The sequence below is a fragment of the Desemzia incerta genome (assembly GCF_900115825.1).
In the GTDB taxonomy this organism is placed as follows: Bacteria; Bacillota; Bacilli; order Lactobacillales; family Carnobacteriaceae; genus Desemzia; species Desemzia incerta.
The window spans coordinates 219226-234552 of the sequence record NZ_FOXW01000005.1 but is presented as its reverse complement, the minus strand read 5'-3'; the positions used below and the strand labels follow the sequence as shown (position 1 = coordinate 234552).

Here is a 15327-nt window from a genome sequence, read left to right as displayed (position 1 = left end):
TGTTATCCCCCGCTTGTAGGTAGGTTACCCACGTGTTACTCACCCGTCCGCCACTCTTCTTTCCCGGTGCAAGCACCGGTAGGAAGCGTTCGACTTGCATGTATTAGGCACGCCGCCAGCGTTCGTCCTGAGCCAGGATCAAACTCTCATATAAAGTCGTCACCCGAAGGTGACTGCTTAATGATGCTTGAAGCTCATTAATTGATTGCTAGCGAATAATTATTCACTAATGTTGTTGTTTTGGCACTTGCCGAAACTCCTTACACGTTTGGTTCGTCTTACTTTGTTTAGTTTTCAAAGGTCTAATTTCGTGTTTCGTTGTCGTTTTGACAACTACTTAATAATATCAGGTCGACATTTACTTGTCAATAACTTTTTTAAAAAATGTATTTTTATTCAAAAGTTGTTTCTTTGCAAGCGCTACATCAACTTGTTACATATTATCACGTTGCTTCATATTAAGTCAATCTTTTTTCAAAAAATTCTTAATATCATTTTGTCTGCTTATGTATTTCAGCGACATCAACTACTATATCAACTTTTCTATCTCTGGTCAATAACTTTTTTGAAAAATATTTATAAAACTTATTCAATAACTTTTGCATAAATAAACCTTTTAATTTATTCGGTCTTGTTTCTTCATATAATGCTGCCACGTTTAAGGTAATAGATAATGATATAAATTGAAGTCTGCTTTCTCTACACCCGTATCATAATTTTTTATTTCTTTTACAAAAGTAAATCCTGCTGCTTTATAAAATGCATTTAAATATTCTTTTTCTGCCATACAGTCTAATCGAATACCTTTTACTTGTCTTTCCATTGCGATTTTTTTTGCTTCTTTAACTATATCATGCGCCACTGAAGTACCTGCGAATTCACGCATAATATTGACCCGATGCAAATACATCCATTCTTGATTGTCTGCCCCCCACATTTCTTTATCCCAATTGCTTTGTTGATTCCATAGTATAAACATGCCTGCGACTTTACCATCCAATGTAGCGTAGTATACTTCTCCGCGTTCGATAGCTTTTGGCGTATTATGATTATCTTTTCCTTGTAAGACTTCACTCCACTGAGTAGAACCAATGGATTTCAACCATTCTGCTGTCTGTGTCAATATTTCCTTTATCACTTGGTGGTCTTTTGCAGTTGCTTGATGGATTTGTAATGTTTTTTTCATTCAAACTGCTCCTTTCTAATGAAAAAATCGTTGTCCACTTGTCGATTTGAGGGAGAACCCTTCAGATCGATTGCGTGAACAACGATTATTTTACATTAACAATTATAGTCTGTCATTTAATTCTTTTGCTAGATCTTCAAAACCTGGTTTACCTAATAAAGCAAACATATTTTTCTTGTAAGCTTCTACACCTGGTTGGTCAAATGGATTTACGCCATTCAAGTAACCTGAAATACCTACTGCAATTTCAAAGAAGTACATTAGGTAACCTAAAGTGTATGCATCTGTTTGAGGAATTGTTACTAATAAGTTAGGAACGTCTCCGTCAGTATGAGCTAATAGTGTACCTTGGAAAGCTTTTGTATTTACAAAATCAATATCTTTCCCTTCAAGGTATCCTAAACCATCTAAATCTTCTTCGCTTTCAGGAATAGCTAAAGCTTTTTTAGGTTTGTCCACTTTGATGACTGTTTCAAAGATATTTCTTGAACCTTCTTGAATAAATTGTCCTAGCGAATGCAAATCAGTTGAGAAGTTTGCACTTGAAGGGTAAATTCCTTTTTGGTCTTTTCCTTCTGACTCACCGAATAATTGTTTCCACCATTCAGAGAAGTATTGCAAGCTTGGTTCATAATTGATCAATAACTCAGTTACTTTTCCTTTACGGTATAACACGTTACGAATAGCAGCGTATTGGTAAGCTTCGTTTTCTTCTAATTTATCACTAGAATATGCATCGCTAGCATCAGCAGCACCTTGCATCAATGCATCGATGTCAGCTCCACTTACTGCAATCGGAAGAAGTCCTACAGCAGTCAATACAGAGAAGCGTCCCCCTACATCATCAGGAATTACGAATGTTTCATATCCTTGAGCATCTGCTTCGCCTTTTAGTGCTCCTTTTGCTTTATCAGTTGTAGCATAGATTCGATCGTTTGCTCCTTCTACACCATACTTCTTGATCAATAATTCTTTGAAGACACGGAATGCAATAGCAGGTTCTGTAGTTGTTCCAGATTTCGAAATCATGTTTACAGAAAAATCACGGTCTCCAATGATTTCAACTAGTTCAGCTAAATAAGTTGAACTGATACTGTTTCCAGCAAAGAAGATTTGTGGAGTCTTGCGTTTGTCGCTTCCCAATAAATTGTAGAAAGTATGGTTTAAGAAATCTAGAGCAGCTTTTGCTCCTAAGTAAGATCCGCCGATCCCTAAAACAACTAATACTTCAGATTCATTTTGAATTTTTTTAGCCGCTTCTTTAATACGGGCAAATTCTTCTTTATCGTAATCTTTTGGTAAGTTGATCCATCCTAAATAGTCGCTTCCTGCTCCTGTTCCATTGCGCAACATAGAATCAGCTGTCGTTACTTGTTGTTGTAAATTGGAAATTTCGTGTTCTTGCACAAATTTTCCAATCTTTGAATAATCAAATTGGATATGACCCATTTTAAATAACCTCCATTAGTATGTATTATGGTTTTTGGCTTTCATCAATACTCTATTACTTTAGTTGTTTTCCCCTGAAAATGCAAGAAAAAACAGCACTTTCATTTGTGAAATGAAAACGCTGTTGATGGTTTTTTATTGATTAAATAATGGTACTCCAGAAATGTCGATATTTTCCAAAGTCTCTATCAGCGTATCAGAAGACATCCAAGCATATTGAGCTGAGTTTTCTTTCAACAATTCATTTAACTCTGTCGTAATATTCTTATTTAACGAAAATACAAATAGCGGTACACGTGAGCCGTTAACTACTGAGTTGGTCAACTCATATAAATCTAATGCAGAACCTTGAATATCTAAAATATTTTTTAGTTCTTCAATTATACAGGCTAAACCTGTCTTTTCTTTGTAAATAGGTGTCATGGGCAACTCATAAGAGTCCTCATTATGTTTTACCAAATGTTTTACCAAAAAAACGTATTTCCCATTAAAGGCTTGAGCCATCACAGTACCGGCTACAAAGTGTCCTTCAGTCATGTATAAACCCCTCTCAAGAATGATCCACAATTACATTAGTTCGACTATATGACAATGGACTAACTATCACCTAGAATTGATTTGATTCTTCTCGTCCTCTTTGGCTTGCTTGATCCATTTAGGCAAAGTTTCTCTTATACTCTGAAATCCAATTTTCCCTTTTTTTGTGTAGTGGCGTTTTTTCTTAGGATAGTAAACAAATGTTTGAGGATCTTCTAAGGCTCTGAGGGACAAGCTGATTTTTTTAGTGTATTCATCTATGTCAATGATCATAACGGTTATTTGGTCTCCTACCTTTAACAAATCTCCCACTTCTTTGACATAACCGTGTTTGCATTCCGATATGTGAATCAAACCTTGAGTTTCTTCATCTAGCGAAACAAAAGCTCCATACGGTTGTATACCGGTAACTTCTCCTTTAGTAACCATCCCAATTTTATATTCCATCCTAACACCTCTTTTCTCAAATTTCTCGAATATCAACTTTACAACTGTATTATAACATCAACATTAAAGATTTTATACCGTTTTGAAAATGACGCCGTTTTCAAAACGGTATGTTATTTTATGTACTTTATAAAAATGTTGATTTTCAGCTATTTTCTGCAGTACTTTCAAGTAACTTTTTGTTCTTTCTTTTTATCAAGACAGAATAAAGAGTCGACTAGAACAACTCTAGTTGACTCTCTATTCCTTTTTTAATTGCAAAGAATCAAAAATTTATTCAGCATCTGCTGCCAACAATAAACTTCCTAAAATTCCAGCGTTGTCTTCCAAACCAGGTGCAACAATATACTGTTCTAGATCAGGTACTTGTACATAGTCATTGATCAATTCTGCAAATTTCTGACGGACTAACGGGTACAGTTGTTTCTGCTTCATCACTCCGCCGCCTAATACAATACGTTCAGGAGAAAGAATCAATGTGTAGTTCATCAAAGCTTGAGCAAGATAATAAGCTTCCATTTCCCATACTTCTTCTTGATCAGCCAGCAAATGGCCCTTTTTCCCAAATCTGCCTTCAATAGCCGGCCCTGCAGCAATTCCTTCTAAACAATCACCATGATAAGGACAAGTCCCTTTATAAGTTTCATTCGGATGCAAGCGAACAGGGATGTGTCCCATTTCAGGATGTCCATATCCTTCTAATAATTCCCCGTTAATCACTGCTCCTCCGCCGATTCCTGTACCGACAGTTAAATATACACAACTTTTTAATCCTTTAGCCGCTCCTAATTTTATTTCTCCAAGAGCTGCAGCATTCACGTCTGTCGTCCATCCTATAGGAACAGAATAACGATTTTTTACTGAGCCAAGAAAATCGTAGAATTTCCACGCCGTTTTTGGTGTAGAGGTAATATATCCGTATGTATCGGATTCTTTATTGACGTCGATAGGACCGAATGAACCGATACCGATAGCTGTTAATTCATATTGATCAAAAAATGAAAATACTTCTGTCATTGTTTCCTCAGGTGTGGTTGTAGGTATACTGACTCTCTCTTTAATAGTAAAGTTTTCATCACTAACCGCACAGACGAATTTAGTTCCGCCGGCTTCGATTGCTCCAAACATATTCTTCATTCCTTTCAGCATAAACTTGCTTTTTCATTATATCAAATATCTTTTGAAAAAAGAATTCGTTTTCATTAATTTTATTAAAAAAGAACTTCTGCCTCTATTCAGCAGAAGTTCTTTGCGTTTATACTAATTCAATTGTTTCGATTACTACATCATTAACAGGTTTGTCTTGGAAACCACGTTTAACGTTTTGGATACTGTTCGCTACAGCCATGCCGTCGATGACTTGCCCAAATACAGTATGACGTTGGTCTAACCATGGTGTTCCACCGTTATTTTTGTATTCTTCAACGATTTCTGCTGGATAGCCTGCTGCTTCTAATTGAGCAACCATGTTCGCTGGAGTGTTTGATGCAGTTACGATAAAGAATTGGCTGCCGTTTGTATTCGGTCCAGCATTTGCCATTGATAGAGCTCCATAAATATTGAAAGCTTCTGTAGAGAATTCGTCTTCGAAAGAATCTCCCCATAAACTTTCTCCGCCCATACCGCTTCCAGTTGGGTCTCCACCTTGGATCATAAAGTCAGGAATGACACGGTGGAAGATAATTCCGTTGTAATAACCTTTTTCAGCTAATCCTACGAAGTTTTCAACAGTTTTTGGTGCGATTTCCGGGAAAAGTTTGATTGTAATATCTCCCATGTTTGTGCGGATGATGGCTTTGATTTCATTTTCTGCCACTTCTTTTGATAATTGAGTATACATAAGTTTCCTCCTAAAATAAGGTACATTGAATTGATATACCTTTTTCTTCTTTGTTCATACAGTGTTTATGATAACGAATCTTTTTCTCGAATGCTACTATTATTTTCCAAACAGCCGGTTTTAATGGACTAACCATCTTGTTTTTTTCTTTTTTGTTCAGAAAAATCGTTTTTTACTTCCACCTCTTTTAGTTCGTGGTATGATAAAATAGCTTTATATTTAAATCACAGGAAGGAACAAAGAACATGTTCTCAAATTATCCCTTAATGGCAGCTTTTTCTGCAATTGTATTTGCTCAATTTATCAAAGTCCCTGTAGCTTATGTATTAAATCGGAAGACCACTATCGCTTTAGTGACTTCCACCGGAGGAATGCCAAGCTCACACTCAGCAGCGGTTTCCTCATTGATTACTGCTTTAGCTTTAGAGTATGGTATCGAATCCCCTTTAGTAGCTATCGCAAGTACTTTTGGAGTAATCGTTATGTTTGATTCGATGGGTGTTCGCAGACAAAGTGGTGAACAAGGCATTTTATTAAACGAACTGATCATTGAGTTCACTCGTTTGCGTGAAAAAGTATGGAATTTGTCTCAAGATCCGACTACAAAAAACTTTAAACAAGAACAAAAAGAGCGTCATTTGAAAGAATACTTAGGTCATAAGCCTATTGAAGTCTTTTTTGGTATTCTAACAGGTATCGCTGTAGCTTACGTCACTAAGATGATTTTAGGACAATAGCATCTCGAATAAAGTGGTTTTTTATTGAAAATATGCGACGGAGGGTTAATTTTGGAATTAAGAAATGACATTTACGATATTACAATTATTGGCGGCGGTCCAGTTGGCTTATTTGCGGCTTTTTATGGTGGCATGAGAAATGCTAAAGTCAAAATCATCGACAGCTTGCCTCAACTAGGTGGCCAAGTTTCGATGCTTTATCCTGAAAAAGACATTTATGATATTCCTGCTCTACCTGTAATCACTGGAGCAGAACTGACTACTAATCTAGTTGTTCAAAGATCTCGTTTCGACCAAACGATTTGTTTGGATGAAGAAGTGTTAGATGTTCAAAAAAATGAACAAGAGATTTTTGAACTAACGACTACAAAAGGAATGCATTTTTCTAAAGCCGTGATCATCGCTGCAGGAAACGGTGCTTTCCAGCCGAGAAAACTGGATATTGAAGATGCCGAACACTATGAAAACAAAACGCTCCACTACTATGTAAACAACATTGAACAATTCAAAGACCGGACAGTTATGATCTGCGGTGGTGGTGATTCAGCAGTGGATTGGGCACTTGCGTTAGAACCGATTGCAAAAAAAGTTTATTTGACTCATCGTCGAAATAAATTTAGAGCTCATGAACACAGCATCAGTTTACTGGAAGACTCTAGTGTTGAAATGATCACACCTTTTATCCCTCACTCTATCAGCGGGAAGGATCATAAGATAAAAAGCGTCACCCTTCAAGAAGTTCGTAAAGACAATCAATTAGAAATCGAAGTGGATGACTTTTTGGTCAATTACGGATTCACGTCTTCTATCGGACCTATGAAAAATTGGGGCTTTGAAGTGTCTCGAAATGAAATACCTGTAAACACTAAAATGGAAACATCGATTCCCGGAATTTATGCTATAGGAGACATTTGTACTTATAAAGGAAAAATCAAATTGATTGCTACCGGATTTGGTGAAGGTCCTACAGCCATCAATAATGCTATGAGCTACATCAATCCAGATGAACGCGTACAACCTATGCACAGTACCAGCTTATTTTAATCTGTTCTAAACCCACTAATTGTAGGCGATTAGTGGGTTATTTGCTTATCATTTCATTCTTTTGATCCTTTACGGGTATAATAAGAGAGAGTTCTATTAAATGGAGGGGATCAATGTGGTAGAAAATGATAATGTCATGCACCAAACAGCAGTCAATCTGTTGCATGAACGCGGCGTTAAAGAAGAAGACATTGCAGAATTAGTTTTATTTTTACAAAAGAAATACATTGTAGATTTGAGCTTAGAAGAATGTATTGAGAACGTTAAGTCCGTTCTAAAAAAACGAGAAGTGCAAAATGCTATTTTAACGGGTATTCAATTAGACATCTTAGCGGAGAAAAACCAACTGATGTCTCCGTTACAAGAAATTATTACTGAGGACGAAGGTTTATTTGGCATCGATGAAATCTTAGCTTTATCTATCGTAAATGTTTATGGATCAATCGGTTTTACAAACTACGGGTATATTGATAAAGTAAAACCTGGCATTTTAGAAAAACTAAACAGCCACGAAGACAACGAAGTCCACACGTTTTTAGATGATATTGTTGGAGCTATTGCAGCTTCCGCAGCTAGCCGTTTAGCTCACGACAATCCTTCTAAAGCGGAGATCACTAAATAATAAAGTTTTCAAAAAAAAAGACAGCTTTCATTTGAAAGCTGTCTTTTTTGCGTAGAAATAAACTCCGGTAATCAATAATTCAATCAGTACAAACGCTAATATAAAACAATGCATGAAAAAACCTTCTGGCAATGCCATAATAATAGGATCTGTGGAAGGATTGAAAATCCACGCATCATTGTTAAAAAATACTTGATGGAATAGCACAAACAATTGATCAAAGTTAGCTGCAATCAAAAATAATATCACTAGTGGAGCAAATATCCCCCACATAAACGGTCTTAGTAAAACCCAATTTCTTTTCGTCTGCTTTAAAAATCTCAGATAGAAAAATGAAGCAACCGTTGTGACTAGTAAAATTCCATAATCTAATAGGAATAATCGTTTTACTTCATAAAAATGGAATAGTCCGCTTTTTGAGCTTGGAAAGTTCGGCATGCTCAGCTCACTGACCCACGGTTTATTCAAATAATCCAATAAGATATGATAGTTTTCCATGATGACTGGCTTTGATAGTCCTACACGTTCTGGTATGTTAAAGAAATCAACATCAAATGCATACAAGGGCGTAAAATTGATGGTGACCATTACAGAAAAAGAAACGATCCATAGAAAAATCATGGCTATTCCAGCAAAATCTATCGCTTTTGTTTTCATTAAATGATCCACTCTCCTAAAGAATCCACGATATGGGTAGGCTGTACCTCCACTTTCTCTAGATCCTCTGGTTTTGTGAATCCAGTGTAGACAAGTAACGTGTCCACTCCACTGTTGATACCTGCCATGATATCTGTTTCATAATTGTCACCGACCATCAAGACTTCCTCAGCAGGCAGATTGATTAATTTCAAAGCTTCTTCCATAATAATCGTTTCCGGCTTTCCTACGAATGTCGGTTCAATGCGGGTAGCTGCAGTCAGTAACGCAGCCAATGATCCCGCACCCGGAACCAATCCGTGTTCAGTCGGCAAATTAGTATCTTTATTCGTTGCAATATATTGGGCTCCATTGTGGATCGCTAAAGTGGCCGCTTTAAATTTTTCGTAATTCACTTCTTGATCTAGACCTAGAACTACATAATCAGGGTTTTTGTCCTCTTCTACAAACCCTCTGTCTGCCAAAGCTTGCTTCAAGCCTTTTTCACCTATGATCAATACTTTATTTCCATTATTTAAGGATTTCAAGTAATCAGCTGTAGCTAACGAGCTGGTGTATACTTCTTCTGGCAAAGCAGGAATACCGAAGTTTTCTTGCAGATTTTTAGCAGCTGTTTCAGGTGTTTTTGTAGAATTATTGGTTAAGAATAGAAATGGTATGTTTTTTTCTCGTAATCTTTGGATAAATCCTGGTGCATCAGGTATGCTTTCTTTTCCTTTATACATTGTTCCATCCAAATCGATCAAATATCCTTTGTACTTCACGTTATCCAACCTTTATGATTTATTTTTCGCTCTATCTACATCGCCGCGGCGAATGTTGAATCTTCTTGAGCCTTTTTCATCCTTAACAGTCTTTACCAAAATAGATTCTGTTTCAGAGGAAATCGTTTTGGTTTCCGCTGGAACTTCTTTTTTAACGAAGTTTCTTTTTCTCGTATTTTTATTCGTTCTTTTAGCTCCACTGACATTCTTGCCAGGAGTGTTAGGAAACTCTTGCGTGTGAGTATTTTTTACATTGGTAACATTTTTCTTTTTTTGTTTTTTGTGACGTGTATTTTTTGAAGAACTGCTCTGGCTTTTTGCCGGTTCTAATCGTTGAATCACAAAATAAGGCGCACCAAAATTGCAGTACTCATATAAATAATCTTCTAACTGGCTGATTTTTTTATCTTGAGGAACTTTACGATTTTGATTGCTGTAAAATCCTTTCAGCCTCAATTGTTCAAATCCCCAATCACCTACGATGTAATCATACTTGTCTAATATAGGACTGTAGCGTTCGCTTAATCGGCGAGCATCAAAAGCTTCTCGATAATCTTTTGTGATTTCATACTTTTCGCCATTGATCGTGATTGTTGTAGGATCGATTTTTTGAACAATCAGATCCTTTTCGGGAATGATCGTTTCCTCGATTGTTTTATCTAATTTTGTTGCATCATTTTTAGTGTCTTTTTCTTTCCCTTTTTCATTCTTGCGATTTGGTTTCTTTCCCGTTTGACGTTTGCGCGTATGTTTGGGTTTTGAGTCTTTTGCGTCGTGAATGATTTGTTTTTTAGGCGTATTTTTTTCAGTTTTCTCATTCGTTTGGGTCATATTGTTCACCTTCATTTCTTAGCTCTTCATCCAGCTTAGTTTGGTTTAGTGGGTATTGCTTTTTAAGATGTTGCCCTACTACATTACGAATAAATAAAGGAAAAATCAATTCATTTTCTCCTTTTAATTCGATCGTCGGGAAAAATGGAATATACATAAAATGGTCAACTGTAGCAAATGTATAGTCACGATCTGCTCTAACACTTTTTCCTTGCCAATACACTTCTCCAGTTGTTGGATCAAAACTCACTCCATTATACACTATTTCTCCAAAGTATTTCCCTCTGAATCCCATTCCTCGAATAGGGAATTTTCTCAAATAATGGCGATTTTTTTCCATTTCTTCTACTACACGAATCAATTCAGCTCCTGGAAGGGTTACCCTGAGTATTCGCATAGGGTGCGGCAGCATTTGATGCAATTCATCATTTGTGATGACTCCATCATTTAACGAAGTCATAAATAAACCTGCATTCAATACAGCAGCTTCTGTTTTAGCATAATATTTTAAAGCTTCTAAACTGATCTGCATCAGCTCAGAATCTGCATACCAGCTAATAGGCAAAGCTTTTGGCAAGAACGCGATTTGTTGCTGCTTCAACAATTGATGTCCTTTTTGAGAATAAGCCATAATCAATTCTTCTTCATTGAATGGAGCAGGAATCTCATCAATAGGGGTCACAGACGCAGAAGAGTCCACTATAGAATTTTCATCCACATCAATGACTACATGTCCTACATATTCTCCGTATCTTCCGGCCGCTCCTAAGAGAGAATCTCTGACTCGCTCTCCTTTTGGCAATACATGATGTGTGTGTGAACCTAAGATGATGTCAATCATCGGAAACATTTCAGCAACTTTTCGATCGTCTCCAATTCCTAAATGCGACAATAAAACGATCGTATCTGTTAATGGCTCTAGAATCTCCAACATTTGAGTAATCACTTCAAAAGAATCTTGGATATTCCATCCTATTGGAATGTAGCTTGTTGGGAAAGACGCCGTCAAAGCAAATATTCCTATACGGTGTCCTTTTTTAGTGTTAAAAATTTCAAAAGGTATGGTTCCCTTAGGCAATTCTCCGCTTTCTGCATCTCGCATATTTGAAATAATGGTTTTAAAATTGGCAGAATCATAAAGCCGGTTTAATTGTTCTTTTGAGCTCCCGATGCCTTCATTGTTGCCAATAGTTACCGCATCATAATGAGCGTCATTCATCAAATCGATCATTGCAGTTCCATTTGTGGCTTCAATCAACGGATGCACCCGGTCACAAGCATCACCAATATCAAACGCAAAAAAGGAATCCCCGCTATTTTCGATTCGAGTGCGCTCTTCCCGCAAATAATGAGCTATACGCGGCCACTTGCTTAAGTGTGAATGAATATCGTTTGTATGGTACAAATGAATACGTTCCATAACATTCCCCTTTACCTCTATAAACTGGTTCAACAAATGTTCGGTCAAGATCACACCTATTATTCGTTGATGGTTTTACTGGTATTATTACTTTTTTGTTCGTCAATAGCCTTACTCTACTTTATTATACCAATCATTTGTCTCCTTTTCTTCCCTTTCAGAAAAAAAGAATTTTTAAAACAGCTGAGAATCCAGTAAAAGAAAAGAGTGTGGGAAAAAAGGCGTTTAGCCCCCTATTCACTGAATCAAATAAGCACAGGACGGTCGTAGATCATTCGAGTATTATTTGTGAGGTGGACGTCGGGACTGCCTTTTTAAGCACGTTTACAAAACCAATATTCGTAAAACTAAAGGAGCTGGGAGGTATTTCCCAGCTCCTTGTCTCTAAACTTGATCTTAAGATCTTAAATCAGCAGCAATAAGACTGTAAATACTATTGATCCAACTACAAAACTGCTGATACTGCTTTTTTGTTCCTCAGGCAACTCTTCTTTCATAATGTTTAAGATCATGCCACCGGAGACAAATGCAAACAGTACTGAGACCCCAAATTCTCCGATCTCAACAAATAAAGCCAATAGCCAACCAAAAAGGGATGCAAAAGACAGTAATAGCCGCCCGTACTGATCATACACTTCTTCATGATGCCGCCGCAGACTCCAATCATTGGCGATAAAATGAACCGCTAATGCTAGAAAATAAAATATTAAGCTGCTCACTTGTTCAAAATGCTGATTTAACAGCAAATAGCCTATAATTGTGTTGTAAACAAAAAACAACCCGATATGCACCCAAAAAACGCCTGATACTTCTGCTAAAGATTGAGCAGGTTCGGTTTGATTTTTTACTATCTTCGCTTTTTTTTCTAAAGCATAGAACAAAACCAAACCTGTCATAGCTACTAAATAAATATGGTGTTCAATATACCCAAAGACTGTATTCGTTAACTCTTTTGAGAGCACTTTTTGATATTTGTTTAATTCGGGCAATAGATGAACAAATAGATACGCTACGGATACCCCAGCTGCTAGAGATAAAAATTTGCTTCTTGGTATCTTGCCGGCAAATTTCATGTATTTAGAAAAAAAGTGCAGCAAGGAAAAACCCAGCGCACAGAAAAAAGTCAATGCTATGTACATTACGGCTGCTCCTTCCTATCACAGTGGTCAAATTTTTGAGTTTTCAGTACTGAACCACTCTCTATTTGAATAAAAAAACTCTTTTTATACCTTAACTATGCCTAAAGCAAAAAAAATTTGCAACCGTTATACTCCTTTAAATACAACGATTAAAGCACTTGTATCTGCTTTTAGCTTAAAGCTGGCTAGCTTGAAAAGAGTAAGTGATTATAGTAGAATTAAAAAATGGTAAAGTAACTGGACAGTTTTTAACAATCGCATAGCAAGAATACTCTAGTAGGAAGCACACAATCAGCTTATCGACCAGCATTGTGTACTTCCTAATTCTTATGTATAAAAACTACTCAACCAACTAAGGAGGAATTATCATGATTGAGTTTAAAGATGTTAACAAATACTATGGTGATTTTCATGCTTTAAAAAATATCAATCTAACTTTTACAAAAGGAGAAGTAACCGTCGTCATTGGACCATCTGGTTCAGGGAAAAGTACGATGCTTCGCTGTATTAATGGGTTAGAAGAAATAAACGAAGGTCAATTGTTGGTTAGCGGTGTAGATCTGCACGCTAAAGATACCAATATCAATAATATTCGCAAACATGTGGGAATGGTTTTCCAACATTTCAATTTATACCCGCACATGACAGTTTTAGAAAACGTTACTTTAGCCCCTATCAAAGTGTTAAAACAAGATCCAAAAGAAGCTCAAAAAACAGCTGAAAAATTGTTGGACAAAGTAAACATGTTAGACAAAAAAGATTCTTATCCAACTCAGCTATCTGGTGGTCAAAAACAACGTATTGCGATTGCACGTGGTTTAGCGATGAATCCAGAAGTGTTATTATTTGATGAGCCGACTAGTGCACTTGATCCGGAAACGATCGATGATGTATTAGACGTTATGAAGAAATTGGCTAAAGAAGGGATGACAATGATCGTTGTAACTCACGAAATGGGATTCGCTCGTGAAGTTGGAGACCGCGTCATTTTTATGGCTGATGGAGAAGTAATTGAAGATAAAAATGCTCAAGAGTTTTATGAAAATCCTGAGGATCCAAGAGCAAAACAATTCTTAGGCAAAATTATCCACCATGTATAATTTGGAGGTATTCGTATGAAAATAATGAAAAAACGTCCTCTGCTTTTCTTACTGCTGCTCCCGATCATTTGGCTTTCTGCTTGTACTTCTGGACAAGTAGCCAACCAAGACATTACAGAACGTATAGCAGTAGCTTCTACCCCAGAAATCATTTGGGGAGTAAAAGCAGATACTAATTTATTCGGACTTTACAACATTGCTAAAGGCGAGATTGAAGGATTTGATATCGATATCGCTAAAGCTCTGACAGAAGAAATCACTGGCAGTGCTGATAACGCTGAGTTTGTAGAAGTTACATCAAAAACGCGTATCCCTTTGATCAAGAACGGGAACATCGACGCTATCATCGCTACAATGACCATTTCTGAAGAACGAAAAAAACAAGTTGATTTCTCAGATGTGTATTTCGCAGCTGGTCAATCTTTACTTGTCCCTAACGACAGCGCTATTCAAAGTATCGAAGATTTAAATGCCGATACAACTGTTCTAGCTGTTAAAGGTTCTACTTCTGCTCAAAACATCCGTGAACATGCACCAGAAGCAAATATCTTGGAACTTGAAAATTATTCGGAAGCCTTCACAGCCTTACAATCAGGACAAGGCGATGCTATGACTACTGATAATGCCATTCTTTTAGGAATCATTGATGAAAATCCTGGTTATCGCTTAGCTGGAGCTCCATTTACAGATGAACCTTACGGGATCGCTATCAATCACGGACAAGAGAACTTTTTAAATGAAGTCAATAAAGCATTGGATACTATTATTGAAAATGGAACGTATGCTGAGATCTTTACTAAATGGTTCCCCGAGGAAGAAGTTCCTGAATTAAATTAATTTGTACAGACTTCTTTTTAAGAAATTTTATGAAACGTTAGAAATGAGGTGCCTGAAATGATTGAAATCTTAACCAATTATAACGATGTATTGATAGAAGGTTTTATCAATACATTGATTGCTAGTTTGATCGCCTTAGTCATCAGTTTGATTATCGGTACACTGTTGGGAATTTTCCAAGTGTCGACTAATAAACTCTTAGCTGGCATCGCTAATTTTTATGTCCAATTATTTTTGAATATTCCATTATTGATCATTGTGTTATTTTTCTATGTAGTGTTTCCTATGTTCTTTGTTGGAGTAAACGGCTTTACTGCCGGGATCATTGGTTTGACGATCTATACTTCAGCTTTTATTGCAGAAACTGTAAGAGCAGGTATTCTAGGAGTACCTAACGGTCAAATGGAAGCTGGTTTGTCTACTGGTTTGACTTATGGAGATACTATGAGATACATTATCTTGCCTCAAGCTATCAAAATCGTAATTCCTCCACTAGGTAATCAATTTATCAACTTAGTGAAGAACTCGTCTGTTTTAGCAATGGTGGCTGGTTTGGATTTGATGTATTATGGAGATTTGATTGCTAGTGAGACATTCAACACATTTGATACTTACATTATTGTTGCATTATTTTACCTGATAATTACTTTACCATTAACTTACTTGATGCAGTATGTGGAACGCCGCTTAGCTGCAAATGATTAGGAGGAGATTCAT

Annotated in this window: 17 protein-coding genes and 1 rRNA gene; 6 read left to right on the top strand and 12 right to left on the bottom strand. The window is 36.7% G+C overall.

Features of this window, described 5'->3' with window-relative positions; translation table 11 throughout:
- The 7 genes from BM137_RS08255 to BM137_RS08225 all read right to left on the bottom strand — a co-directional run.
- Nucleotides 1–154: ribosomal RNA gene (locus tag BM137_RS08255) — 16S ribosomal RNA — on the bottom strand; the annotation flags it as partial.
- A gap of 504 nt (nt 155–658) precedes the next feature.
- Nucleotides 659–1186, bottom strand: coding sequence for a GNAT family N-acetyltransferase (locus tag BM137_RS08250; RefSeq protein WP_092480678.1), 528 nt, complete (start codon nt 1184–1186; stop codon nt 659–661).
- A 102-nt stretch (nt 1187–1288) separates the two neighbouring features.
- Nucleotides 1289–2635 carry a glucose-6-phosphate isomerase gene (locus tag BM137_RS08245; protein WP_092480677.1) on the bottom strand — a complete coding sequence of 449 codons (1347 nt, stop codon included), beginning with the start codon at nt 2633–2635 and terminating at the stop codon, nt 1289–1291.
- 135 nt (nt 2636–2770) lie between these two features.
- Complete coding sequence (locus BM137_RS08240) at nt 2771–3172, bottom strand: hypothetical protein (protein ID WP_092480676.1); 402 nt, start codon at nt 3170–3172, stop codon at nt 2771–2773.
- Nucleotides 3173–3238: 66 nt separating this feature from the next.
- On the bottom strand, nt 3239–3619 hold the full coding sequence (locus BM137_RS08235; RefSeq protein WP_092480675.1) for a CvfD/Ygs/GSP13 family RNA-binding post-transcriptional regulator: 381 nt from the start codon (nt 3617–3619) through the stop codon (nt 3239–3241).
- 273 nt (nt 3620–3892) lie between these two features.
- On the bottom strand, nt 3893–4756 hold the full coding sequence (locus BM137_RS08230) for an ROK family protein (protein WP_092480699.1): 864 nt from the start codon (nt 4754–4756) through the stop codon (nt 3893–3895).
- Nucleotides 4757–4874: 118 nt separating this feature from the next.
- Complete coding sequence (locus tag BM137_RS08225) at nt 4875–5459, bottom strand: peptidylprolyl isomerase (protein ID WP_092480674.1); 585 nt, start codon at nt 5457–5459, stop codon at nt 4875–4877.
- A 245-nt stretch (nt 5460–5704) separates the two neighbouring features.
- Between BM137_RS08225 and BM137_RS08220 the strand changes: the two genes are divergently transcribed.
- The 3 genes from BM137_RS08220 to BM137_RS08210 all read left to right on the top strand — a co-directional run bounded on the left by BM137_RS08220 (nt 5705) and on the right by BM137_RS08210 (nt 7862).
- A complete protein-coding gene (locus BM137_RS08220; protein WP_092480673.1) occupies nt 5705–6196 on the top strand; it encodes a divergent PAP2 family protein in 492 nt (163 codons plus the stop codon).
- A 51-nt stretch (nt 6197–6247) separates the two neighbouring features.
- Nucleotides 6248–7240 (top strand): NAD(P)/FAD-dependent oxidoreductase, encoded by a 993-nt coding sequence (locus BM137_RS08215; protein WP_092480672.1) that lies wholly within the window; start codon nt 6248–6250, stop codon nt 7238–7240.
- A 100-nt stretch (nt 7241–7340) separates the two neighbouring features.
- On the top strand, nt 7341–7862 hold the full coding sequence (locus BM137_RS08210; protein ID WP_177192539.1) for a phosphatidylglycerophosphatase A family protein: 522 nt from the start codon (nt 7341–7343) through the stop codon (nt 7860–7862).
- Nucleotides 7863–7889: 27 nt separating this feature from the next.
- Here the strand turns inward: BM137_RS08210 and BM137_RS08205 are convergent, their stop codons facing one another.
- From BM137_RS08205 to BM137_RS08180, 5 genes are all read right to left on the bottom strand, one after another.
- A complete protein-coding gene (locus tag BM137_RS08205; RefSeq protein ID WP_092480671.1) occupies nt 7890–8519 on the bottom strand; it encodes a TIGR01906 family membrane protein in 630 nt (209 codons plus the stop codon).
- Nucleotides 8519–9283: a TIGR01457 family HAD-type hydrolase gene (locus BM137_RS08200; protein WP_092480670.1), complete on the bottom strand. Its 765-nt coding sequence runs from the start codon at nt 9281–9283 to the stop codon at nt 8519–8521. The genes BM137_RS08205 and BM137_RS08200 overlap by 1 nt, the downstream gene beginning before the upstream one ends.
- A gap of 12 nt (nt 9284–9295) precedes the next feature.
- Nucleotides 9296–10114: a YutD family protein gene (locus tag BM137_RS08195; protein WP_092480669.1), complete on the bottom strand. Its 819-nt coding sequence runs from the start codon at nt 10112–10114 to the stop codon at nt 9296–9298.
- Nucleotides 10098–11534: a bifunctional metallophosphatase/5'-nucleotidase gene (locus tag BM137_RS08190; protein WP_092480668.1), complete on the bottom strand. Its 1437-nt coding sequence runs from the start codon at nt 11532–11534 to the stop codon at nt 10098–10100. The genes BM137_RS08195 and BM137_RS08190 overlap by 17 nt, the downstream gene beginning before the upstream one ends.
- Before the next feature lie 404 nt (nt 11535–11938).
- Nucleotides 11939–12673, bottom strand: a complete 735-nt coding sequence (locus tag BM137_RS08180) for a hypothetical protein (RefSeq protein WP_092480666.1) — start codon at nt 12671–12673, stop codon at nt 11939–11941.
- A 362-nt stretch (nt 12674–13035) separates the two neighbouring features.
- Here BM137_RS08180 and BM137_RS08175 point away from each other — a divergent pair, with 362 nt between their 5' ends.
- Genes BM137_RS08175 through BM137_RS08165 form a run of 3 tightly spaced genes read left to right on the top strand, consistent with a single transcriptional unit; the run spans nt 13036 to nt 15315 of the window.
- Nucleotides 13036–13773, top strand: coding sequence for an ATP-binding cassette domain-containing protein (locus BM137_RS08175; protein WP_177192541.1), 738 nt, complete (start codon nt 13036–13038; stop codon nt 13771–13773).
- A 15-nt stretch (nt 13774–13788) separates the two neighbouring features.
- A complete protein-coding gene (locus tag BM137_RS08170) occupies nt 13789–14610 on the top strand; it encodes a transporter substrate-binding domain-containing protein (protein WP_280521793.1) in 822 nt (273 codons plus the stop codon).
- Between the two features lie 57 nt (nt 14611–14667).
- On the top strand, nt 14668–15315 hold the full coding sequence (locus BM137_RS08165) for an amino acid ABC transporter permease (protein WP_092480664.1): 648 nt from the start codon (nt 14668–14670) through the stop codon (nt 15313–15315).
- Nucleotides 15316–15327: the final 12 nt, after the last annotated feature.